General features: G+C 50.8%; 25 protein-coding genes. 9 read left to right on the plus strand and 16 right to left on the minus strand.

What is annotated here, in order from left to right; translation table 11 throughout:
• Positions 1–406: metal-dependent transcriptional regulator (locus tag FYJ51_RS05065; protein WP_328597265.1), on the plus strand; the 406-nt coding region annotated here is incomplete at its 5' end.
• Between the two features lie 34 nt (positions 407–440).
• On the opposite strand, the gene FYJ51_RS05070 is transcribed toward FYJ51_RS05065, so the two are convergent.
• Together FYJ51_RS05070 and FYJ51_RS05075 are read right to left on the minus strand one after the other, a co-directional pair.
• Positions 441–764, minus strand: a complete 324-nt coding sequence (locus FYJ51_RS05070) for a PTS lactose/cellobiose transporter subunit IIA (RefSeq protein WP_154503969.1) — start codon at positions 762–764, stop codon at positions 441–443.
• 14 nt (positions 765–778) lie between these two features.
• Positions 779–3244 carry an amidohydrolase family protein gene (locus tag FYJ51_RS05075; protein WP_154503971.1) on the minus strand — a complete coding sequence of 822 codons (2466 nt, stop codon included), beginning with the start codon at positions 3242–3244 and terminating at the stop codon, positions 779–781.
• A gap of 61 nt (positions 3245–3305) precedes the next feature.
• Here FYJ51_RS05075 and FYJ51_RS05080 point away from each other — a divergent pair, with 61 nt between their 5' ends.
• Positions 3306–3887, plus strand: coding sequence for a cytidylate kinase-like family protein (locus FYJ51_RS05080; RefSeq protein ID WP_154503973.1), 582 nt, complete (start codon positions 3306–3308; stop codon positions 3885–3887).
• Positions 3888–4000: 113 nt separating this feature from the next.
• Here the strand turns inward: FYJ51_RS05080 and FYJ51_RS05085 are convergent, their stop codons facing one another.
• Entirely contained in the window at positions 4001–6058 is a 2058-nt protein-coding gene (locus FYJ51_RS05085) for an FAD-dependent oxidoreductase (protein WP_154503975.1), read from the minus strand.
• Positions 6059–6172: 114 nt separating this feature from the next.
• On the opposite strand from FYJ51_RS05085, the gene FYJ51_RS05090 reads away from it, so the two are divergent.
• Positions 6173–6955, plus strand: coding sequence for a helix-turn-helix transcriptional regulator (locus FYJ51_RS05090; RefSeq protein ID WP_205946195.1), 783 nt, complete (start codon positions 6173–6175; stop codon positions 6953–6955).
• Here FYJ51_RS05090 and FYJ51_RS05095 read toward each other — a convergent pair whose 3' ends face one another.
• Positions 6956–7237, minus strand: a complete 282-nt coding sequence (locus FYJ51_RS05095; protein ID WP_105302922.1) for a hypothetical protein — start codon at positions 7235–7237, stop codon at positions 6956–6958. It abuts the gene before it with no gap.
• A 63-nt stretch (positions 7238–7300) separates the two neighbouring features.
• Complete coding sequence (locus tag FYJ51_RS13800) at positions 7301–7426, minus strand: hypothetical protein (protein WP_268892635.1); 126 nt, start codon at positions 7424–7426, stop codon at positions 7301–7303.
• Between the two features lie 172 nt (positions 7427–7598).
• Here FYJ51_RS13800 and FYJ51_RS05100 point away from each other — a divergent pair, with 172 nt between their 5' ends.
• The 3 genes from FYJ51_RS05100 to FYJ51_RS05110 are packed head-to-tail and all read left to right on the plus strand — an operon-like array spanning position 7599 to position 9193.
• Positions 7599–8270 (plus strand): phosphoribosylanthranilate isomerase, encoded by a 672-nt coding sequence (locus tag FYJ51_RS05100; RefSeq protein ID WP_154503979.1) that lies wholly within the window; start codon positions 7599–7601, stop codon positions 8268–8270.
• Entirely contained in the window at positions 8267–8413 is a 147-nt protein-coding gene (locus FYJ51_RS05105) for a hypothetical protein (RefSeq protein ID WP_154503981.1), read from the plus strand. Before FYJ51_RS05100 ends, FYJ51_RS05105 begins: the two co-directional genes overlap by 4 nt.
• A 3-nt stretch (positions 8414–8416) precedes the next feature.
• The gene (locus FYJ51_RS05110; protein WP_154503983.1) at positions 8417–9193 is read left to right on the plus strand and encodes a carbohydrate kinase family protein; all 777 of its coding nucleotides are present in this window, start codon (positions 8417–8419) and stop codon (positions 9191–9193) included.
• A gap of 27 nt (positions 9194–9220) precedes the next feature.
• Here the strand turns inward: FYJ51_RS05110 and FYJ51_RS05115 are convergent, their stop codons facing one another.
• Genes FYJ51_RS05115 through murQ form a run of 4 tightly spaced genes read right to left on the minus strand, consistent with a single transcriptional unit; the run spans position 9221 to position 13466 of the window.
• The gene (locus FYJ51_RS05115) at positions 9221–10057 is read right to left on the minus strand and encodes an HAD-IIB family hydrolase (RefSeq protein ID WP_154503985.1); all 837 of its coding nucleotides are present in this window, start codon (positions 10055–10057) and stop codon (positions 9221–9223) included.
• Positions 10050–11048, minus strand: a complete 999-nt coding sequence (locus FYJ51_RS05120) for a MupG family TIM beta-alpha barrel fold protein (protein ID WP_167836443.1) — start codon at positions 11046–11048, stop codon at positions 10050–10052. Before FYJ51_RS05120 ends, FYJ51_RS05115 begins: the two co-directional genes overlap by 8 nt.
• Positions 11049–11094: 46 nt before the next feature.
• Positions 11095–12543, minus strand: coding sequence for a PTS transporter subunit EIIC (locus FYJ51_RS05125; protein WP_105302917.1), 1449 nt, complete (start codon positions 12541–12543; stop codon positions 11095–11097).
• 20 nt (positions 12544–12563) lie between these two features.
• A complete protein-coding gene (gene murQ, locus FYJ51_RS05130) occupies positions 12564–13466 on the minus strand; it encodes an N-acetylmuramic acid 6-phosphate etherase (protein ID WP_105302916.1) in 903 nt (300 codons plus the stop codon).
• A gap of 154 nt (positions 13467–13620) precedes the next feature.
• Here murQ and FYJ51_RS05135 point away from each other — a divergent pair, with 154 nt between their 5' ends.
• Positions 13621–14463 (plus strand): MurR/RpiR family transcriptional regulator, encoded by an 843-nt coding sequence (locus FYJ51_RS05135; protein WP_154503987.1) that lies wholly within the window; start codon positions 13621–13623, stop codon positions 14461–14463.
• Between the two features lie 39 nt (positions 14464–14502).
• On the opposite strand, the gene FYJ51_RS05140 is transcribed toward FYJ51_RS05135, so the two are convergent.
• The 7 genes from FYJ51_RS05140 to FYJ51_RS05170 form a co-directional block, all read right to left on the minus strand.
• A complete protein-coding gene (locus tag FYJ51_RS05140) occupies positions 14503–14877 on the minus strand; it encodes a desulfoferrodoxin family protein (protein WP_408022619.1) in 375 nt (124 codons plus the stop codon).
• A gap of 105 nt (positions 14878–14982) precedes the next feature.
• Entirely contained in the window at positions 14983–15330 is a 348-nt protein-coding gene (locus FYJ51_RS05145; RefSeq protein ID WP_154503989.1) for a DUF2200 domain-containing protein, read from the minus strand.
• A 9-nt stretch (positions 15331–15339) separates the two neighbouring features.
• The gene (locus FYJ51_RS05150) at positions 15340–16521 is read right to left on the minus strand and encodes a C45 family peptidase (protein WP_105302913.1); all 1182 of its coding nucleotides are present in this window, start codon (positions 16519–16521) and stop codon (positions 15340–15342) included.
• On the minus strand, positions 16518–17906 hold the full coding sequence (locus tag FYJ51_RS05155; protein WP_154503991.1) for an MFS transporter: 1389 nt from the start codon (positions 17904–17906) through the stop codon (positions 16518–16520). Before FYJ51_RS05155 ends, FYJ51_RS05150 begins: the two co-directional genes overlap by 4 nt.
• 213 nt (positions 17907–18119) lie before the next feature.
• Positions 18120–18650: a nucleotidyltransferase domain-containing protein gene (locus tag FYJ51_RS05160; protein ID WP_154503993.1), complete on the minus strand. Its 531-nt coding sequence runs from the start codon at positions 18648–18650 to the stop codon at positions 18120–18122.
• Between the two features lies 1 nt (position 18651).
• The gene (locus FYJ51_RS05165; protein ID WP_154503995.1) at positions 18652–19296 is read right to left on the minus strand and encodes a class I SAM-dependent methyltransferase; all 645 of its coding nucleotides are present in this window, start codon (positions 19294–19296) and stop codon (positions 18652–18654) included.
• Between the two features lie 12 nt (positions 19297–19308).
• Positions 19309–19509: a hypothetical protein gene (locus FYJ51_RS05170; RefSeq protein ID WP_105302909.1), complete on the minus strand. Its 201-nt coding sequence runs from the start codon at positions 19507–19509 to the stop codon at positions 19309–19311.
• Between the two features lie 150 nt (positions 19510–19659).
• Between FYJ51_RS05170 and FYJ51_RS05175 the strand changes: the two genes are divergently transcribed.
• Together FYJ51_RS05175 and FYJ51_RS05180 are read left to right on the plus strand one after the other, a co-directional pair.
• On the plus strand, positions 19660–20259 hold the full coding sequence (locus FYJ51_RS05175; RefSeq protein WP_154503997.1) for a DUF6553 family protein: 600 nt from the start codon (positions 19660–19662) through the stop codon (positions 20257–20259).
• 2 nt (positions 20260–20261) lie between these two features.
• Complete coding sequence (locus FYJ51_RS05180; protein WP_154503999.1) at positions 20262–21845, plus strand: response regulator; 1584 nt, start codon at positions 20262–20264, stop codon at positions 21843–21845.
• Positions 21846–21848: the final 3 nt, after the last annotated feature.

The raw sequence follows: 21848 nt of genomic DNA on the forward strand, positions 1-21848 counted from the left end.
ACTTATGAAGATCTATGAATCAGCAGAAGATTACCTGGAAGCCATTCTGATTATCCAGGAACGCAAAGGAGTCGTGCACTCCATTGATATTGCCGAAGAAAAGGGCTTTTCCAAAGCCTCAGTTTCGATCGCCATGAAGAAGCTCAGGGAAAACGGATATATCTCCATGGAACGCAGCGGCGCCATCAAGCTTCTCAAGCCCGGCCGTGAGATTGCCACCCGCATCTATGAACGCCATCGCATTCTCACCCAGATGTTCATGCAGCTGGGTGTAGATGCTGATACCGCCGTGCAGGATGCCTGCAAGGTCGAGCATGATCTGAGCGATGAAACCTTCGCCAGAATCAAAGAACACGCCCTGGCCCACGGAATCGAAGACCCGCTCATCGACAAGAAAGAAGCGTGACCAGAAGAAATTCTGGTTTTCTTCTGTCTGTAACTCAGTCTTTGTTCAGCAGCTGCTGTTCCAGCTGAACGATCCGCTCGGAAAGAATACTGAAGTCTTCCGCACTCATCAGCTGATCTTCCGCATGCACCAGCAGCAGGCTTACCTGTCCCAGCGTTCCTTCTGCCATCTTCTGCAGCAATTCCGCATGAATCTGATGTCCCTTCCGGAATTCTTCTTTTCCTTCCCGGATCTTTTCTTCTGCTGCTTCGATCTTTCCCTCTTCGGCCAGATCCATCGCCTCGACAAAGCAGGAACGCGCAGTTCCTGCCGATGCGATGATCTGAAATGCAATCCGATCTTCTTCTGCTGTTCCCATCTGCTTCTCCATCGCTATCCTTTCTGAAGGGCAATAAGAATATTGTCCGCAGCACTTTCATCCTCAAAGAATGACACATATCCCTCCAGAGATTCTGCCTTCTCTTTCAGTCCCTTCGACCCGCTGTATACGAAAATCGAAGCCTTGCCCTTGCCATTCTTGGCCTCCTGGATCAAGTTCGCTCCGGCCGAATTTCCATCAAACCCGATCACGATCGAAGGACGGCGCTCAAAGATCTCATAATTGAAGCTTTTGTAGATTCCCATATCCTCGCTTTCCGGAGAAACCCGGATTGACACACCAGCCTTCTTCAGCCGGCGGATCTCTGCAGGATCCAGCATCGAAGGAACCACCGCAAAAATCAGGAATCCCTTTGCATTATGCTCTGCCAGGTAGCGTTCATATCCCTTCAGCTGATGGCCGATCACGAAGAACACTTCCTCCGGATCCAGACGTTCCATGATCGCATCCAGAATCTGCGTTCCTTTCTTCGTCACATGCGTCATCCGGCTCTGCGTATTGAAGGATCCTCCGGCAACCACTACCGGTTCCTTGTCCCATGGGTAGTCTTCAATCTGATCCTTCAGAGCCTGATAGGAATCCATCCGCTTCTGCATTCCCCAGGAAATCGAAGAAGCAGGATCCTGATTCTGCATGATTCTGAGAATCGTCTCCTCCGGACTCAGCGATCCCTGCAGTTTCCTGAAGGCGATCTTCTTTTCTTCAAACGACTTCATCTGCTGAGCAATGACGGCGGCTTCCGAGTCATGCATCTGCTTCAGTTCGTCGTACGAAAGATCCAGCAGTTTCTCCAGCGACAGCTGCTCATCAATCGGACTTGTTCCGTACAATGCTGCTCCATCCGTTCCCTGCACACACGAAATACCTTCCTTCAGATACGAACGAAGCGGATGAGAAGCCAGCGAATTCAGATTGTTCAGGCGGACATTGGAAGTGATCTGGAATTCCAGGGTGATGTGATACTTTTTAAGATCCTCCAGAAGTTCTTTTCCCTTCTTCGTCTTCAGACCGCAGGAATATAATCCATGCCCCAGCCGCATGATCGGCATCGGCTGTCCTGGCGCAAGCGAATCCTTCACGCAGGCAATGCTGTGAGACATATTATCCTTCAGGCTGTCATTCTCTCCGGCATGAATCCGAATCACAAAAGATGGATCTCTGGCCGGAATCTTCACGAGTTCCCGGAACATCGGCTTGAGCTCAATGATGTCATTGATTTCTTCTCCGACAATGTCGCACCCTGCTACATAAGGATCATATGAAACTGCCTTCATGGTGTTCAGATTCGAGGAAAGATAGTCTGCCGGAGTAACCTGATCCTTCACGATAGTCAGCGGAATTCTCCGCATCGCTGCCAGGAAGCGGAGCGTCACACCGGTTTCCCTCGTCACCGCTGGCATGACTGCATGGACTTCGGCCAGCATTCTGAGACAGTCATGTTCCTTGACCAGGGTCGTATCGCTGATTTCAGCATAGGTGATGCCCTGAGCCGCATACTGTCTTGCAATCCATAACAGCTTATCCTGGAAAATCGTATTCTCTGCATATTCCGGGTTCTGATGATCTTTCAGCATCTGCTCTGCTGCTTCACGGATCTCAGAATCCGGAATGTGTTCAATATCATGGAGATCGATCTGATCTTCACTCTCTCTGCCTTTGCAGAACACATAGCGGTAGAGATATACCTTCTCGAGATTCGTGAATACTGCCTGGCCGTCTTTCATCACAGCCAGGGAGTTGCGGATCTTCACGAGATTCTCTTCGGCATGTTCCAGATTGTTCAGCACGAGGTCTGCAAAGTTGATGAACGTATTGTCATTGATCTTCCGATCAAGATATTTGCCCCTCAGATCAGAATGAATGAACTGTCTGGCAACCTGCTTTCTCTGTGCTTCCAGCATTTCCTGCTGACTCTCTGAAACAGTCAGATTCAGCTTGCGCACATAGTAGAGCGGGTAGCGGATCTGATGCACGATGCCTATGGCAATCAGGACGTCCGGCATCAGGTTGCCATTCATATGCGTATGGAGATCGCTGTGAAACTTCACTTCCCGGCGGATATACGTCTTGAAGATCGTCTTTCCTTCACTGAGCCGGTAATCCCTGGTCTGGCTCATCAGCGTCTTGGAAATAGCCGGGATCGATGCCTTCATCTCAATCCGGCCATCCCGGTAGATATTTGCCACCTTGGTATTGCCAAGCCGGAAGATCCAGACTTCTTCATTCTTCCCATCGATGTAGCACGGCACTTCGCCGCGGATCACCAGCATGCCTTCTTCATTCTCACTTAGCGGCAGATGACAGAGATGGGCCAGATTGCGAATCAGATTCCCCGTATGATGATTCGGGGTCTCCAGCTCATAGAACAGATGCTCATCTTCCATTGAAAGATGCACGGGCATATCTTTTTCAAGATCCAGATAGAAGCATTTCTTCCAGCAGTTTTTCTTGTTTTCCATACGGGAATTATATGCTGAAAACCAGCGAAATCGACTATAGTAATAACAAGAGGAGACGATTATGAAACAGATCATAACCATCAGCCGGCAGTATGGCAGCGGCGGCCGCATCATCGGTCAGAAAACTGCAGAGCTGCTCGGCATCCCATGCTATGACAGCAAGATCATCGAAAAACTCGCTGAGAAAACAGGTCTTCGGAAAGACTTCGTGGAAGACAGCACTGAATCCTCCGACGACTGGATGGTGCTCTCCTTCTCTTCGAAGCGCATCAGTTCCCGCACGATCCAGAATGACCTATGGAATGCGCAATGTGACGTCATCCGCCAGCTTGCCGAAAAGCCATGCGTGATCGTCGGAAGAGGGGCAGACTTCATTCTGAAAGACCGCACCAATCTCTTGAAAGTATTCATCTTTGCAGACCGTGCCAGCCGGATCAGAAGAGTCCTGGAAGAATATCATGAATCTCCTTCGGATCCGGAGAAATACCTCCGTGAGAAAGACCGCGGCCGCCAGACGTATTACCAGTCCCATGCCGGCATGACCTGGGGCGACAGCAGCCATTATGATCTGGCTCTGAGTTCTTCCGGATTAGGAATTGAGCCCTGCGTAGAGATCCTGACGGAGCTTTACAGAACGCTCTGAACCGTTATTCTGATTCTCATTGACGGAAAAACAGTCCCCCTTTCAGGAACCGCATGCTCTGCATGCAATCCTGTCGGAGGACTGTTTCTTTGTTCTTTTTTCTGAACAGATACTCAGTTTGCTTCAGCAGAAGCTTCCGGAGAAGCAGATGCTTCGCTGTCAGAGCTGCCATGAGCGGTATTGCCGTCCATGCCGCGGGCAGTAGCAGTTTCCATGGTCTCCTGACCAAGTTCAGTGAGTTCAGCAGTATCTTCCGTTGCAGTATAGCCTGCATTCTCAGCAGCAGCTGCACCAGCCAGTCTGCCGGACGTCAGCGAGAAGCCAAGACCTACACCTTCGACGTTCTGATATGCAGCGACAGAGATTCCGGAAACGTTGTTGCCAGTCGCATACAGGTTCGGAATTACCTTGTTCTGCTCATTGAGAACACGGAGATATTCATCAGTATTGACTCCGCCAAGTGCACCGAGCACTCCGGAATGACCCTTGGTAACATAGTAAGGACCTTCTTCAACCGAATAGACCAGATCTTCCGGATCCTTGAAGAATTCATCATCCTTGCCATTCTTGACATAGGAATTGTAGTTGTCGATCGTTTCCTGCAGATCGGCAGCATCGCAGCCGATGAAGTCTGCTACTTCTTCGATGGTATCGAACACTCCGCCTTCACCTGCTTCCTGAAGAGCCTGGAAGCCTGCATCCCAGTCCGCCTTCGCCATCGGTGCATGGTAGATGGTCGGTTCGCCGTCTACGACAATCCCGTGCTGATCCCAGTAATGGATCCAGGTACCTGTGTTCTCCTGAGTCTGGTCGCACCAGCGGTCAGCAGTAGCCTGATCGACGATCGTATATGCGACACCGCCCTGAGTAATCACTGCAGAAGAGAATTCAACAGTATCCTTGAGCAGGTCTTCATTCATGAAACGCTTGCCGCGTCCGTTGACCCAGAGAATCGGTGTGTTCAGCGTGAGCTCGGAAACCGTCTCTGTGACATTCTTCGTGTTGACGCCATGGTTCATGGTGAGCAGCTCGCCTCTAGCAGCGCCGGCATTCCACATCATCTCAATGCCAGGCAGCTTGGAACCGGCCATAACCAGAGCGTTGTTATAGACTTCTTCACCCAGGGTCTCTTCCATGAGTTCCGGGTTGTTTGCGAAGGAACCAGTGGAAACGATGACCGACTTTGCGTTGACTGTCAGCGTTCCGCCATCCGGCTTTGTGCACTTTGCTCCGACCACGGCACCATCGCTGTCCGTGATCAGTTCTGTTGCAGTAGTACCATAGCGGATCTCAACTCCATTCTCATCCAGTGCTTCACCGATATACTTGAACGGGTCTGCATTGTTCCAGCGGTGGTAGACAACTTCTGTATCAAAGTGCGCAATCTGCTGCGGAGTCTTGGACAGGAAGAAGCCGACGCCATGATTCAGCATGTAGCTGACCGTATTCTTTGCTTCAGAGATGAAGCGGCGGATCAGCTTCGCATTGCCGAGGTTGTCCGTGGACTCCATGAAGTGGTTGTACCAGTATTCTTCATCCGTGGTCTCGCCATCTTCGCCATAGCGATCCTTCTGTTCCACAGAACCAACTGCGAACATACCCTGAGCCGCATTGCCCATGCCGCCGAGTGTCTGGGTTGCTTCAACGCCGAGAACCTTAGCTCCGGACTCGGCTGCCTTCAGTGCTGCCGTGGAACCGGAAGCACCCATACCGATGACCAGGACATCCGTATCAACAGTTTCATCTTCACCAGTCGCCGTACTGCTTGCTGCCAATGCATCGACATCAAAGCCAGCCTGTTCCATGCAGTCCTTGACTGCTTCCGATACACCATTTCTGGTCATCGTAGCACCAGCTGCGATATCGATGTCATACGTCTGCCCGTCCATTACTTCCTGAGCCAGCGTATCCGCTGCCTTCTGTCCGTAATCTGCAGACTGCGTAGAAGCATCTACTGTGGTATTGGTGATCTTGCCGCCTTCTACCGTGATCGTGACCGTAACATCATTTCCTCCGAATCCTTCGGCCGAAGCGGTATACGTACCATCTTTGACAGAAGAAGCAGAAGATGCTGCACTGGCAGTCGACTCAGCTGTTCCCGAAGAACTGCTGCATCCGACCATGGCAAATGCCATTACGCCAGCCAGAAGAGTTTTAAAAGCTTTTTTCATTTCTTTTCTCCCTTTCCCTAAGCACAGAGTTTATGCAATGTGCATTTGTTAACAATGTCTGGATTTTATCTGGAAAGTGGCCGTATCTCTGCTATCATAGGAGACAGAAAATTTATGGAAAAAGTCACAAGAAAAAAGAATGCCAGCGGCACCACCTCATTCTTCACAATCCTTCATTCCATTGAACCATGTACCCTTCTGTTTTCCGAAAGAAGATATGTAATGGAGAAAGGAGACCTCATGCTGTGCAGACAGAATTCCAGCTTTGTCTCCACCGCTCCCCTCGATTGTGTAAATTATCGGAAATCCTGTCTGGATCCCCTGTTCTATTCACAGATTTCAGACTGCCGCATCATCTATGACTTCCTGTCCATTCCTCATCCGGAAGATGAACATCTGTTCTTCCACAGTGCCGGTGATGCCGATATCGCTTCCCTGTTCCGCTTTCTTTTGCAGGAGCTTTCTCTGGGGGATTCCTATACGGGAAAGAATGTCAGTCTCTTCACGGTTGCCCTGCTCACTTATCTGGACCGGAAAAGACCGGAGCAGCTCCTCCTTCAGAACTCCACGATGGTTGCTGAAAACCGCTTCGGCAAGATCATGAAATACATCGGCGATCATTACCCCACCTGCACGCTGCAGGAAGTCGCTGAGAAGTTCGGATACAATCCAAGCTATCTCAGCACCCGCTTTCAGAAGATCACCGGAGAAACCTTCTCCCATAAGCTGCAGTCCATCCGTCTGCTGCAAGCAGAGAGGCTGTTGCTGACCACGGACCTGACCGTGGAGCAGATTTCCAGCCAGGTCGGCTTTCATGACAAAAGCCACTTTATCCGCAACTTCCGGGATACCTATGGCGAAACGCCATCCCGATACCGGAAAAACCACAAGCTCTGATTACCAGCCGCACTGCCCGCAGTTCGTGCAGGGAATGCAGCCCTTCCGACGGGACGGTTTCACTGGTTCGATCTGAAACTCCCGGATCGAATATCTCCCAAGTTCCCGTTCAGGAATCAGAAGATCATGTTCTGCTGAACGAAATCTCACGATTCCGTTTTCTTCTGTCTTCTCTGCTTCAATCGTCTTCCAGTTTCCCGGATTCATGCAGTCTTCATACATGACCGGCCGGAACTGAACAGACGTTCCAGATGAAAGATCTGTTACTTCATATGCATTCATAATCCCAGAATAGGTCTCCCGATCAAGTTCTGCAAATAAAAAGCGCCGGACGATTGCCCGGCATCAGAAACGGATTTCACTGTTCACTTCTTCGATTTCTTCCTCGGTGAGCGGAACCTGATTTCCGTCATCCTTCTCCCAATCCAGGAAGACACCCTGCTCATTTCCGGTTTCTGTCTGCTTGTTCATGTGATTGCCCATCTCTTTTCCCGCTGTTTTGATCCTATAAGAAAAGAACTCAGAGAAACAGTCTTGAAATTCCCTTTAAATATGCTTGGGCACCCATTCTTTTTCTCGCCCTGACCAGCCTGGAAAGTACGTGATATGAGGACAGAAAGAAATTCATGTTAAAGGAGTTTATATGATTGTACAGATTTATTCTTTAGAGACGGCCGAAGAAGCTGCTGCCTGTGCAGAAGCCGGCGCCGACCAGATCGGCGTTCTCGTCTCGAGAAAACTCGATGGAAGATATCCATGCGAAGTACTTCCGGAACAGGCTCTGGAAATATTCGATACCTTGCGAGGCAAGGTGCGCAGAAGCGTTCTGATCTCCACGGATTCCGATCCGGATCAGATTCTTCAGATGATGAACTACCTGCACGCAGACGTACTGCAGCTGTATGCGGATTATCATAGCAGCCTGGACTTCCGCCGGCGCATGAAGGAAGAATGCCCCTGGGCAGAACTGATGGAAGCCATCGGAATCAGGGATCGCTCCTCCATTCCGGAAGCAGAAGAAAAAGCAGCCTATTCCGATTATCTGATTCTCGATTCCATTCCGGACAATAATCCGGGTATCGGAGCAGCAGGCGTCACGCATGACTGGAACATCGATCGGGAGATCATTTTAAAGGTGAAGATTCCGATCATCGAGGCAGGCGGTCTCGGACCGGAGAATGTGAAAGATGCGATAGATTTCCTGCATCCATGGGGCGTCGATTCCTGCACGAAGACGAGCCGGTTTGAAAACGGAAAGATCGTCGGCAAAGATCTGGAAAAGGTGCGCGCGTTCTGCAAGGCGGCAAAGCAATGACAAGACCGATTCTATGCATCGGCGATCTCAATGCAGATCTGATTGTTCCATATGGAAAGGCACTGGAACTACGTTCTTCTCTTTTCATGGATGAGACCGCTGATGTCACGCTTCAGGGCGGCGGCACGATGGGCAACTGCTGAACCGTGCTGAACAAGCTCGGGGACCATCCTTATTTCGTCACTGATCTATGCACAGATTCGATCGGCAGCTGGCTCAGCCAGGAACTGATGAATGGCGGAACAGATCTTTCCTGGTCGATCGATCAGGGAAATCATGACATCGTCTGCATCGCAATGCTGAATCATAGCAACCGTCTCGTCTTTCCCTGGCTGCCGCCGGGCTCTCACCTTCCCCGGTCCAATGACGAAAGCTTTTCGAAGATACCGATGCAGGACTATCTCGTGGTGACCAGCGGAATGCTGATGACCAATGAACCGGAAACCATGCATGCGGTGCTTTCCTTCCTGAAGAGGCTGAAAAAGAAAACCAATTCCATTCTCTATTTCGATCTGAACCTGCGCATCGAAACCTATGGTCTGAATGATGAACGCAGAGCCGCCTATGAAGAGATGATCTCAATGACAGATCTTTTGACCGGGTCAGGCATCGAAGAATTCGGGCCGCTTGCCGAAGAGAAAGAACTGATCACTGCAGCAGAAAGACTATGCAGTTCCAGACGAACCGTCATCGCAAGAAACGGTCCTGGTTCCGTATATGTCGTCACAGCAGACAGCATCACTGAAGTTCCTCCGGAAAACGTTCATGTGCTGAGCACGCTGGGAGCCGGAGATACCTTCAACGCTGCCTTTGTGCATGACTATCTGCAGAGCAATGATCCGGTTCATGCATGCAGATATGCAGTTCATACTGCTTCCTACATGATCTCTCATCCGGGCAGACTGTCCATCCCGGAAGAATAATTCAATTCAGCAGAAAGCCAGACTTCATCAGTCTGGCTTGATCATTTCTGCAATGATATTTGCAGCACCATCTTCATCATACCTGCCGGCAATCAGATCCGCTGCCTGTTTCAGAGAATCCGGGGCATTGCCCATGGCCACGCTGGTGCCGACGTTTCCGAAGACAGAACGATCATTGTCGCTGTCGCCGAGGTAGGCTGCTTCTGATGGCGAAACATTCAGCTCTGCCAGCACGCGCAGCAGGCCTTTCAGCTTTGTGGCATCCGGACTTGTGATCTCAAAATATCCATGTCCGGTTTCCGCAGCTGAAACATCCATCCTGGATAGAACTTCTCTTGCATGAATGCATGCCTGTTCATCGAAGCAGAACCAGCTTGCCTTCAGCATCCCATCGGAAAGCCTCTGAACTTCCTGTTCGAGGTCTTCTTTCAGCACGCCGAATTTTCTCAGCACGTGATCGCGGTGGAACCAGAAACCAGGATGAACAGATCCTTCTTTCCGGTAATCCGCTTCAGAAATATACTGATGTCCATCCCGGAATACTTCAAAGGTATCTTCCGGTCCTTTCTGATGGATCAGTTCTATGACCGTCGCCGGATTCAGCGGGTATCTTCTGCGGATCGTTCCATCTGACAGTTCCCGCTCTTCTGCGCCATTAGCACATACGATCCGATCGCTCCAGGCATACCGATGCTTCAGAACTTCCGGACGCATCTCCCATGGTCTTCCGGTTACCGGAAGGATATAAATCCCCATCTGATGTGCTTCCTCCAGAACCTCAAGCAGTTGAGAAGTAAAGGATTCATGATCCTCCTGCAGGGCCGTTCCATCGAGATCCATGGCAATGAGTTTCAGCTTATTCATGTTTCAGTATGAACTTCTTTCCTCTTCCGATCAGATCCAGCAGGCTGTGATATTCCTGCTTCACATGTCCGATCACATTGACACGTTCATCTGCAGAAAGGTCTTTTCGCATCAGCTGCAGTTCGCCGCAATAGCGCAGATACTTTTCATTATCCAGGGTGATGGATCCGCGGATACGTTCTTCCGGAAGACGAGCTGGTTCCTTTCTTCCGGAACTGCCTGCATAGGCTCTTGATTCCTCTGCCCGGATCAGCCAGGAAGGAGAATCGATCCGGCACGTGAAGGCCTGATCGTAATAATCTTCATATCCTTCTCTGAGCATGCAGGGCAGCTCAATGATATCTTTCTTTGCATAGGCCTGCATCCTCGAAACTTCTTTCCCGCTGATTTCCGGATCGCCGACAAATACAGAATCGATCTGAAAACGTCCAAGCAGATCAATATATCCGACCGAAGGCGGAAGAGTCCGGTGAGCTTCCAGGGTAGGAAGTCCTTCGTATATCGGACCGCGCTTAGCAAGATCACCCGGAATAAATGCGGCCGTCTTCAGGCCAAGTGCTTTCAGATTCGCAGTTGTTTCATGCAGGTATGCTTCATCGAGTCCTGTTTCTGGACGCGGATAGAAGTTATGCATGGCGGTGACCGGATAAGCAGAATGAGACAGAATCAGGCTGGCATCCTCCGGATTCACGGAGGACGCGTTCAGGACGATTGGCATCTGTTCTGCTAATGCTGCAATTTCCTGGACAGTGAATCCGAAATCGAGACGGACCCCATAGAGATGAAGTTTCTCCTTCAGCTGCAGAACCGATGAAACATGGAATCTTGAAGGTGTTTCTTTCTCGATGTCCGCAATGATCCTGAGGCCTCTGTCATTCAGCGCCGCGCAGAGTTCTTCCATCTCCTGCTCATAAGAATCTGAATATTCTTCGCGGATATGCAGAGACAGAAAAACAGGCGCGCCGCCTGCAATAACTTCTGCAGACGGCATACGCCCTTTCCTGTATTCTGCAAGATAAACGGAATAACCAGGAAGATTATGCATTTGCGACTTCCTCGTCCTTTACCATTGCATTAGTGATGATGAAGCCCATGATGTAGGAGATGACAAGGCCGATCGCATAGCAGAGAACCGACTGTACTGCACCATGAGGACCTGCAGTCATGACGAACAGAGCAAGCAATCCGGAAGGACCCCAGGTAGTAGCAGCGACTTCGGTAGCCATTGCAAACGCACCGCCGAAACCAGCACCGAGACCGGCAGTGATGAACGGCTTGCCCATCGGCAGCGTGACGCCGTAGATCAGCGGTTCGCCGACACCGAGGAATCCAGCCGGGAGAGCACCGCGAATGACATTGCGCAGACGTTCGTTGCCGACTTTCTTAGCCTTTCTCGAGATTGCAATTGCAGCGCCGACCTGACCAGCACCAGCCATTGCCAGGGCCGGATACAGCATGACATAGCCGAACTGTTCCAGCTGTACGGAATACAATGCAACCAGACCATGATGCATGCCCATAGCAACCATCGGCAGGAACAATGCTGCACTGACATAACCGGAGATGATACGCACGACGATATTGTCGCTCATGCAGAGCACCTGGACGATCCAGCAGAGACCGCTGGAGATGAGGCCGCAGACCGGCATGACTACAAAGATATAAGGAATCAGAGTAACGATCAGCGTCAGAATCGGTGTAAAGACAATATCGAGAGAATCAGGCATCTTCTTGCGGATTGCCTTCTCGATCTTCACCATGAAGTAGACCCCGATGACAGCAGCCAGAACGCCGCCGCGTCCGCTTCTCAGAATGGAATCCAGCGGAATGTCTTCATTGAACCAGCCGATAGCCTGAGAAATCGTATTGATGCCATCAAGTCCGGTGATCATGCCGAGCATGCCGCCGAGAATCGGAGTGCCTCCGAACCGTTCTGCAGCACGATAGCCAGCCCATGCAGTCAGATAAGACAGGAATGCAGCATTGATCAGGCTGAGCAGACTGACGATTACATTCAGGAATGTGCTGTCCGCATACCCAGGCGCCAGCTGGCGGATCAAGGTTGCGATACCAGCGCAGAGACCAGCAGCGATGACACCAGGAATCAGCGGGACGAAGATCTCGCCGAACACCTTGAGCAGATCACGCACCTTATTCGGTTTCTGACCCGACTTCACATTGGATTTGTTCGTCTTCCAGTCATTATTCGTGGATACTGCATCTGCGGCATTGCTCGGGATCCCCATATCCCTGCAGATGTCTGCGCATTTGCGGCATTTGCCAGGTCCGACTACGACTTCGATGTAACCCGGACGGTCATGCACGATTCCGAGGACGCCGTCGATTCCCTTCAGTCCGGCTTCATCGATCTTCGCATCTTCCGTCACCTGTACCCGCAAGCGGGTCTGACAGTTGGTTGCCGAGCGGACATTGTCTTTTCCGCCAAGCTTTTCGAGCATCTGTTTCACAAGTTCTTCATTGGTCATAAAAGATTTCCCCTTTCTTATTATTTCTGAAGAATTGCTTTTCTGACATGTCCATGGGCCTGATCAAGACGCTGTTCTGCCTCCTCTTTAGAACAGTCCGCAAGAATCATAGTGATCGCAGTCTTGCAGCGTCCGCCTGCTTCCGTGATTTTCTTTCTTGCCGTCTCGCGGTCGACTCCCGTTGCGTCCATCACGATATTCTCAGCACGGACCTGCAGCTTCTCATTGGAGAGCACCACATCGACCATCAGATTTCCATATGATTTTCCGATCTGAACCATAGCCGCCGTGGAGATCATGTTCAGAACCATCTTTTCCGCAGTACCGGATTTCAGACGGGTGGAACCCGTCAGCACTTCCGGTCCTACCACTACATCAATTGCACAATCGGAAGCTTTCCCGATTGCCGATCCTGCATTGCAGGTAATGCCGGCAGTATGGCAGCCGATCGACTTTGCGTATTCAATTCCGCCGATCACATACGGCGTACGGCCGCTCGCAGCAAGACCGATCACCAGATCCTTTTCCGTGAGATGATGGTCTTTCAGATCCTGAGCCCCGAGTTCCTTATTATCCTCTGCACCTTCCACCGCTCTGATGAATGCATGTTCACCTCCGGCAATCAGTCCGACTACCGTTTCCGGAGAAACTCCGAACGTAGGCGGGCATTCTGACGCATCCAGGACTCCGAGTCTGCCGCTCGTGCCAGCTCCCATATAGAAAATCCGGCCGCCGTCAGACAAAGACTGAGCACCCCATTCTGCTACCTGTGCAATTTCCGGAAGATGCGGACGGATCGCTTCCGGAATCCCGGCATCTTCCCGATTCATTTCCGTGACGATCTCAAGTGCCGACATCTCATCAAGATTCATGGTTGCCGGATTCCGCTTTTCCGTCGTCATTTTTTCAAGGTTTAAAGCCACAGAGACTGTCCCCCTATTTCTGATTGTGATTCTCTTTCTCAAAGCTTTGATAATTCCAATATAATGTGATCGAACTTTATTTCAAGCGTCCCATTCCTATTTGACACTTTGTTTCACATTTTGCATAATCTGCTCAGGAGAATGTGCTGATTCCATGAAAAATGTACTGATTCTTCTGCGGGAAAACCTGCCTCAGATGAATACCGCAGAACGTGCTGCCGGAGACTATATCCTGAGTCATCCGCACGAAGCCTCTTCGCTCAGCATCCATGAACTTGCCAGTGAATCTTTCACTTCCGCATCTGCAGTTGTACGTATGTGCAAAGCTCTGGGCTTTCATGGCTACAAAGACTTCCGGAAAACCCTCACGGTCGAACTTGTGCTGCAGGATGAAAGCATGGTGCTTTCCCAGGATGAAATCCGCAAAGGCGATTCCATCGAAGAAATCATCCGGAAGATCACCTGGCAGAACATCCAGTCTCTCCAGGAGACTCAGCGGCTCATGGATCCCTCCGTTCTGAAAAAATGTGCTGAGAAGATGGTAGAAGCAGACCGCATCCTGCTGTTCGGCATGGGAGCTTCCTTTGTCACAGCCAGAGACGCCTATCTGAAGCTGCTGCGGATCAACAAACCATGCGTGATCAGTGAAGACTGGCATCTGCAGCTCGTCACTGCCCGCAGCAGCACCCGGAAGGATCTTGCAATCATCATTTCCTATTCCGGACATACTGCTGAAATGATCACCTGTGCCAAAGCGATGAAAGAAAATCAAACCACCATTCTTGCGATCACAAGACCAGTGAAGTCTCCGATCAGCGATCTGGCGGATCTCAAGCTCTATACGACTTCCAGTGAATCCCTGTTCCGTACCGCCGCGATGGCAAGCCGCAGTTCTTCCATGAATATCATCGATATTCTCTATACTGCATTCGCAAATATGAATTATGATCACAGCCTCCGGCAGCTCAGGAAAACACACATTGATAAAAACAGCTGAAAAAAACAGAAAAGCAGGCATCAAGCCTGCTTTCTTCTCTCAGCCCTTCCAGAGCCCGTGCAGATTGCAGTATTCATAGACAGCTTCTACTTCATCACCGTCGCAGATTGCAAAGCACGCTTCCGGTGCATCTCCTGGTTTCAGCTGCTTGCGCTGATTTCCCTGTTTCGTCTGCAGCGCAATCCACTCGATGTAATGTTCCGGCAGCATCGGATGTGCCACCGAACCAACTTTTACATGCACCGTATTCCCGCTGACTTCATAAACCGGCACATGTTTCTCCGCAGCCGCATCCACGGTATTCGGAACAACCTCCTGCATTGGTTCTCCGCAGCAGTATACCGGAACGCCGGTTTCCTTCACGACTGCAATCATCTTTCCGCAATGCGCACAGCGATAGAACTTCATTTCCATTGTCCTGATCCTCCTTCTTTTTCAGCAAATGATCAAATGGATGACAGTACTTCATCTATCCTCATTCTAATGATCTGCCCGTTCTGTTTCAAGCCGTCAGGGCTATCAGGAGCGGTTCAGGATCTTCGCTACCGGCCTGCCTGCTGCTAGTTCATCCACCAGCTTGTCCAGGCATCTGATCTTCCGCATCAGAGGATCGCTGATCGTCTCGATCCGGACACCGCAGATCTTTCCGGTAATATTTTCCGAAGCAGGATTCCAGGCAGGTGCTTCATGGAAGAACGTCTGATAATCCGGATCTTCTTCAAGCACCTTCTTGAGGGAATCTGCATCATAGCCCATGAGCCAGAAGATCAGTTCCTGTACTTCTGCTTCCGTCCTTCCCTTCCGTTCTGCTTTGCTGACCAGCAGCGGATAGACGCTGGAAAGCTTCATCGTATAGATCCGTTCCATGTCCTGTTCCTACTCCTCCCTCAGCAATTCTCCATGCAGAGAAAATGTCCAGCTATGGGAATAATCTCCGAATGAGAATATCTGCATCGTCTTCTGCTCCAGATGATAGATGCACGAGTACTGCGTCTTGCCCCGGTCAGCTCCATTGCCAGGCTCCTGGCATACCAGCCGCAGCAGATCAAGCCCGTATTTTTCCGGCATCCTGGACGAAAAGCGCTCCAGGCCTGCCTGGATGCATTCATAGCGCCGATCTGTGCCGCGGAAAGGATCCGTTCCATTCAGACGGTAGTTTGTTCCGCACTTCGCCGGCAGCACTTTCATCTCATCACCTTCCCATTCCAGCATTACGCTGTTTCCGGACGCATCCGCAATCAGAATATGATAATCCGAACCAGGAACCGCTGCCTTCACATTGACAGAAGAAGCAAGTGCAGATGCTTCCTTTGTATCCGCACAGAGATCAAGCATCTGCCTCATCAGAATCGGATGGTATAGAGTCGGCCGGCCCTGGTTCTTCTGCTCATGAACCGGCATCTCAGCCCGCCATGCTTTATGATCCGCTTCATTCAGTGCCAGGCATCCCGGATAAGACCACTTGTCAAAGCGATCCGGAAGTTCGCCTGGCTTCTGCAGGAGCACAACATACTTCTTCACTTCCCTATTCGCTTCTGCCTGCAGAACGGCTTTCTCATAATCCGTTTCCTGCCAGTCCGACTCCACGCACAGCGCCATGATGCTTACGCAGAGACCAGCTTCATTCATCCCATCCATGCATACCAGAGGCAGCATCGCAAAGGCAGAAATGTCCGTCACTCCGTCGTCTGCCTTTCCGGCCACCATTCCAGCATGGCGCGGATCCGTCCAGAACGCATCTGCTGTACCGATTGACTCATAGCGGGCAGACGGACTCTGAGCATGTATGACGCAGTTGATTCCGGTAACCGGATTGCGCCGGTCATTGTGCAGATGATGACCGTAATCATAGTTCCGGTACAGAACCATCTCATTCTCAGAATTCCTCTGGACGAAGGAAGAACAGCCCGCATCGAAGAATTGCACGAGCTGTCCTGCTGCCTTCAGATAATCAAACCTGCAGTCCATGGCATAGAGATAGCCATTCTGATCAAGCCTTCTCAGTGATTCCACTGCCCGGATCTGATCCGGGTCTTTCAGCATCACATGCGGATTCATCTCTTTTCTCCTTCCTGTCCGGAAACAGCCTGCTTCATCTCGCAGTCAATCCGGATATAGCGGATCGCTACCAGCATCAGCACCGCTACCGCTGCCGGCACCCAGCCGAGCAGCGCATTGATCGTATGGATCACGGCTGGATTCTGGTTCAGCTTCAGCGTCTGTTCAAACCCGGCTTTCGCCAGGGANAATGTCATCAGCTGGGCCGCCAGGGCCTGGGCAAGCTTTGCCGCGAGCCCATCTCCGGTCGAGATCATCGTATCCAGCCGTCTGCCATTCTCAGCTTCGATGAGATCGGAAATATTATTCCGGTTCGTATTGAACATGATGAACGTGATGGTCGCACCGATTCCGACGCCGATCGCATTGATATAGACGTTCACGATGGAATACGGATTCAGGATAAACGGTATCTTGGCAATGATCTGCACGAGAGCACCTGCAATCATGGTCTTCTTCCTTCCAAGTTTTCGGTCAATCGCCGGGGTCAGAATCGAGAAAATCACGGAAGTCAGCAGATAGACTGCAAGAATCGGAGTCGCTGCCGCAGACTCTCCGAGCACATAGGACGCATAGTAATTGATCATGTTCATGAGCAGCAGATTGACCACGGAATATGCGATGATATAGAACATGTTGGCTACCCAGCTCTGGCAGTGAAACAGCATGCGATAGGCTGAGCGGAAAGTCACCTTCTCCTCGGCATCCCCGGCTGCCGCATGAACGCGTTCGCGGCAGGTGAAATAATGAATCAGACAGCCAGCCATGCAGATGACGCCCATCAGCAGAGCAGACTTGAAGAGTGCTCCGGCATCCTCAGGTCCGATGATTGCGCCTTGTCCCTGCAGGCCGCCGAACATCCTGACCAGAGGTGCTACCGCGACTGCTCCGATCCCGGAACCGAGACATCCTCCCAGAGAGCGGAACGCATTGATGCTGCGCCGCTCGCTGTCATCTCCTGTCGCAACATTTGCCATCGCATTATAAGGAATGCCGAGAAAGGTATTCTCAAGCTCATAGAAGAAGAACACCACCAGGCTGACGATCACCGTCGGCATCAGCGACAGATGGAAATCCGTGAACAGCAGCACCATGCTGATGGCCCAGGGCAGCGACATATACTTCAGATACGGACGGATCGTCTCCCCGGTTCTGAATTTCCGGTTTGCCGTGATCACCCCGACCAGCGGATCGTTCACCGCATCCCAGATCGTGCCGACGGCAGTCATGATTCCTGCCATCATCATCGGGATATTCAGCACATTCGTCAGAAAGATCAGATAATAGATGCTTTTGAAGTAATAGATGATGTTATCGGACATTGAAAAGCAGAGAAACCCAAGCTTCTCTGCAATCCCGAGCCTTTCCCCTATGCGTTTTTCCATTTCGTGTCCCCTTTCAGAACTCTTTTGTTCTGATGGTAGCACGCAAAAGCCTCTGCAGCATCTGAAATTTAAATCACAGCAAAATATTTCAGATATTTTCACCAGGTACGTTTCTGATCGAAGCACTAGGTATGAATCTCCGGTTTCTCCCTGCGTATGCTTTTCTTCAAGACCTTCAGAGCTTTCAGGAAGGGAGAATCATCCTTCACAGCGTTACGATCTGACAGCAGATCGCATGATTTCAGACCTTTGTCTCCTTCCCGCGCGTTTCTTCAAGAGGCAGTCAGCCTGCTCAATCATGCTGGCCTTCTGATCTCTGCCCATCAGGGTGTAGTATTCTTTCCATTTCGCGACCGAATGCAGCGGAATCCTCTGACCGAACACCTCCGCATAACCATCGATCTCGTCCTGTTTCAGAGAGCAGTCATATTCGTTTCCGTCTTTCACGATGATCATGTCAATCATGACATCCACATCCACGCCATCAATCACATACTCCAGGAAGCGTTTCGTATGATACTTCGGATCTGGCGCTTTCGGAACTGAGCGTGTTCCAAGCCGATCCAGGATTTCTGCAGCATCATCCGCATCTTCCTGTCTCACCATGAGATCGATGTCATGAAACTCATCCGTGATGCCGTGAAGATAGAGTAACAGAGAAGCGCCGACATCCCAGACAATGCCTGCCGTATTCAGCTTTGAGGCTATCTTGGCCAGCACCCGGAGTTTCTGCTCTGTTTCCATTTCAGGCAATTCCTTCTGCTGCAATCCATGAAGTGCCCGGTTTCAGATGGGCACTGGTTGCCACGAATCCCGCTTTGCGGAACAATTCCATGAACTCTTTCTCGGTCGGAACGGTCATATGGTACTGTCTGATATTTTCCCTTGTTTCTTCTGAAAGCGCTCCGTTTTCATACGTATCCAGAATCACGAGCAGATGTCCGCCCTTCTTCAGCACCCGATGCACTTCCTTCAGGTTCTCTTGCGGATCAGGCCAGAAATAGAAGCTTTCCACTGTTACGATCATATCGAAAGAATGATCCGCAAACGGAAGATGCTCCACAGAGGCCTGCACCACCTGCAGCACGCCGCTCTGAACAAGTTCCTGATTATTCCGGATCGATTCCGAAACAGATACCTCGGAATAATCCACGCCAGTCAGATGACGCACGCCGCGATCATACAGACGGTGCAGGGTTGCACCGCCGCCGCAGCCAAGATCCATCACATTCAGATGTTCCTCCAGCTCCAGGAAATCAAGACCCCAGTTCGTCACTGCATCATGACTCTGATTCATGCGCTCCAGCATCATTGCCCCGGCTTCTCCGGAAGGCTTTGCCGGATTGCCGAGATTGGTGATCTCACGCTGGCGGATCTGCTCTTCATTCATAAAAACCTCCTGTTAATGAGAGATCATTCCGACTTTCTGAAATGGACTCTTCAGATAATGGTAAAGACGTGTCACGATCTCTCCATCATCCAGCTTTTCCATCGGTCCGATCAGTTCGTCGATCTTCTTCATATAAACCCCGAAGCTTTCGTTCGGGAATACTTCATTGTGAATCTGTTCCAGCAGTAAATATATATTAATACGGTCTGTCATAAACCCGTTCTCCTTTCTGCTGCGATTATAGCACGCACCTCGGATTCAGCTTTTCCATATGACTGAGACGGATCCGCTGCAGAGTATGCCACATGCGTTACAAACCGGCATATTGCATGTAAAATATAAAGAAGAAAAGACAGAAAGCATATGTTCAGAACACCTGATAAGGATCTCCTTGAAGAATGGCCGGCTCATTATTTTGAAACCGATGATATTCATGCACGTGAAGAAGCCCTGAATCAGCGGATCAGAGCGATAAGCGATCCGGAAGACGTGCGGAGGCTGGAAGTGCTGCATCTGCGCTTCGGAACCGGAAAGCGTCAGCGCCCGGACGGATTTATGCGCGCATGGCTCATGCTGAAAGTCATAGCAGTCAACTCCGGAAACTCTCCGTTTTCCAGAAAGAAGCACCAGGAAGTATATGCCCTTCTGGAATCCTTCGGAATCCGGGAAGGAGAAACACCGGATGAGGTGCTGATTGCGGAATGGCGGGACTTTTCTGCCCGGATGATCCGGTCCTGTGCAGGCGACCGGGCTTATCGGACTACCGGGTTCGGACTGGTTCCGGTCAGTGAAGAACACACGGCCCGCCATATTGCGGAAGACATTCAGAAAACCATGAAAGATCTGCCGGCTTCGTGCGGTATGGGAGAACTGGCGGATCCGCTCTATCAGGTTCTGAATGAAACCTACGCGGAGCTCATGGAACATGGCGATCAGTATCTGAACCAGGCAGGAAGGCGATAGACATGACTTATCAAGTAATGCTGGCAGATGACGAGAATGATGTGCTCGAAGTCATCCAGAAGAAAATTGACTGGAATGCACTTGGTCTGGAAGAACCGGTAAAAGCATCCAATGGGGTGGAGGCACTGGAGCTTGCAGAAAAGGTGCAGCCTGATATCGTAATGACGGATATCAAGATGCCATACATGGATGGTCTGGAGCTTGCAAGGCAGCTGCGGCAGCTGTATCCGGATATCCGGATCATCATTCTTTCCGGATTCGATGAATTCGAATACGCAAAGGAAGCCGTTCATCTCAATGCAGTGGAATATCTGCTGAAACCGATTGATTCCGAATATCTGACTGCTGTCTTCCGCAAGATCACCGCTTCTCTCGATCAGGAACACGAAGAACGGCAGAATCAGAAAATTCTGCAGCAGTACTATCAGCAGTCTCTTCCCGTCCTGCAGGAGAACTTCTTCATCTCCCTGGTGCAGGGGCGCATCCCGGAAGAAGAACTGGAGAAATACTGCAGCGACTATCAGATCTCCCTGCCTGGTCCTTACTATACAGCTGCTCTCTTTCATACAAGTTCCGGAAAGCTGCCGGAAGGCATGCAGTACATGCTGATGGTCATGAGCGTGAGAAAGCTTGCGGAAGAGAAGATCAGTTCCCGCTGGGAGCCTCACTTCTTCAGTTTTCTGAACAATCTCTGCATGATCGCTTCCCTGAAGAAAGAAAGCGACGTCCGTGACCTGACGGATGAGCTTGACCGGTTCTGCCGTCTGGCAAAAAGCGCGGTCGGAGCTTCTGTCACCTGCGGCATCGGCCATCCATGCGCCAGCCTTCAGGAGATTCCGAGCAGCTATGCGGGCGGACGCCAGGCGGTTTCCTACCGGGTTGTCTACGGAAGCGAGCAGGCAATCAATATTTCTGAGGTTGCCCCGAAGGAGGCAGAACTTCCTTCCGGGACTGCAGATCTTGAACTGCAGAATGTCTACAAGCATATGAAACTGGAAAACCCGGAAGATCTTTCTGCCGCGGTGCATCAGTTTCTTTCTGACTGCCTGCCTCATTCTTCCGTGGTTTCCTATCATCTGTTCATCATGGAACTTATCGGCCGGCTCGGCAGCTTTGCCAGAGACAACGGCCTGGAGATGGAAAGTGCCTTCGGCGAAGACCCGACTTCCCTGGACCTGCAGCAACGGGATCCGGAAGCACTCGGCGTCTGGATGAATGAAGTATGCCTGCGCATGCAGAAACAGCTCAGCGGGCAGCGGAAGAGTTCCACGGAGAATCTGGTCCAGAAAGCAAAGAGCTATGTCCAGGAACACTATTCCGAGCCTGATCTGAGTCTGAATTCCATCTGTTCCTTTCTCGGCATCTCGATGTCCTATTTCTCCACGATTTTCCGCCGGGAAACCGGGCAGCCATTCAGCACCTTTCTGACTGACTACCGGATGAACAAAGCAGCCGAGCTGCTTGTCTCGAAAAACGAGAAAACTTATATCGTTGCCACGCAGGTCGGCTACAGTGATCCGAATTACTTTTCCTATGTATTCCGCAGAAAATTCGGAGTTCCGCCAAGCAAGTATAAAGGAAGCTGATCC

Source organism: Stecheria intestinalis, assembly GCF_009696165.1.
GTDB classification, from domain to species: domain Bacteria; phylum Bacillota_I; class Bacilli_A; order Erysipelotrichales; family Erysipelotrichaceae; genus Bulleidia; species Bulleidia intestinalis.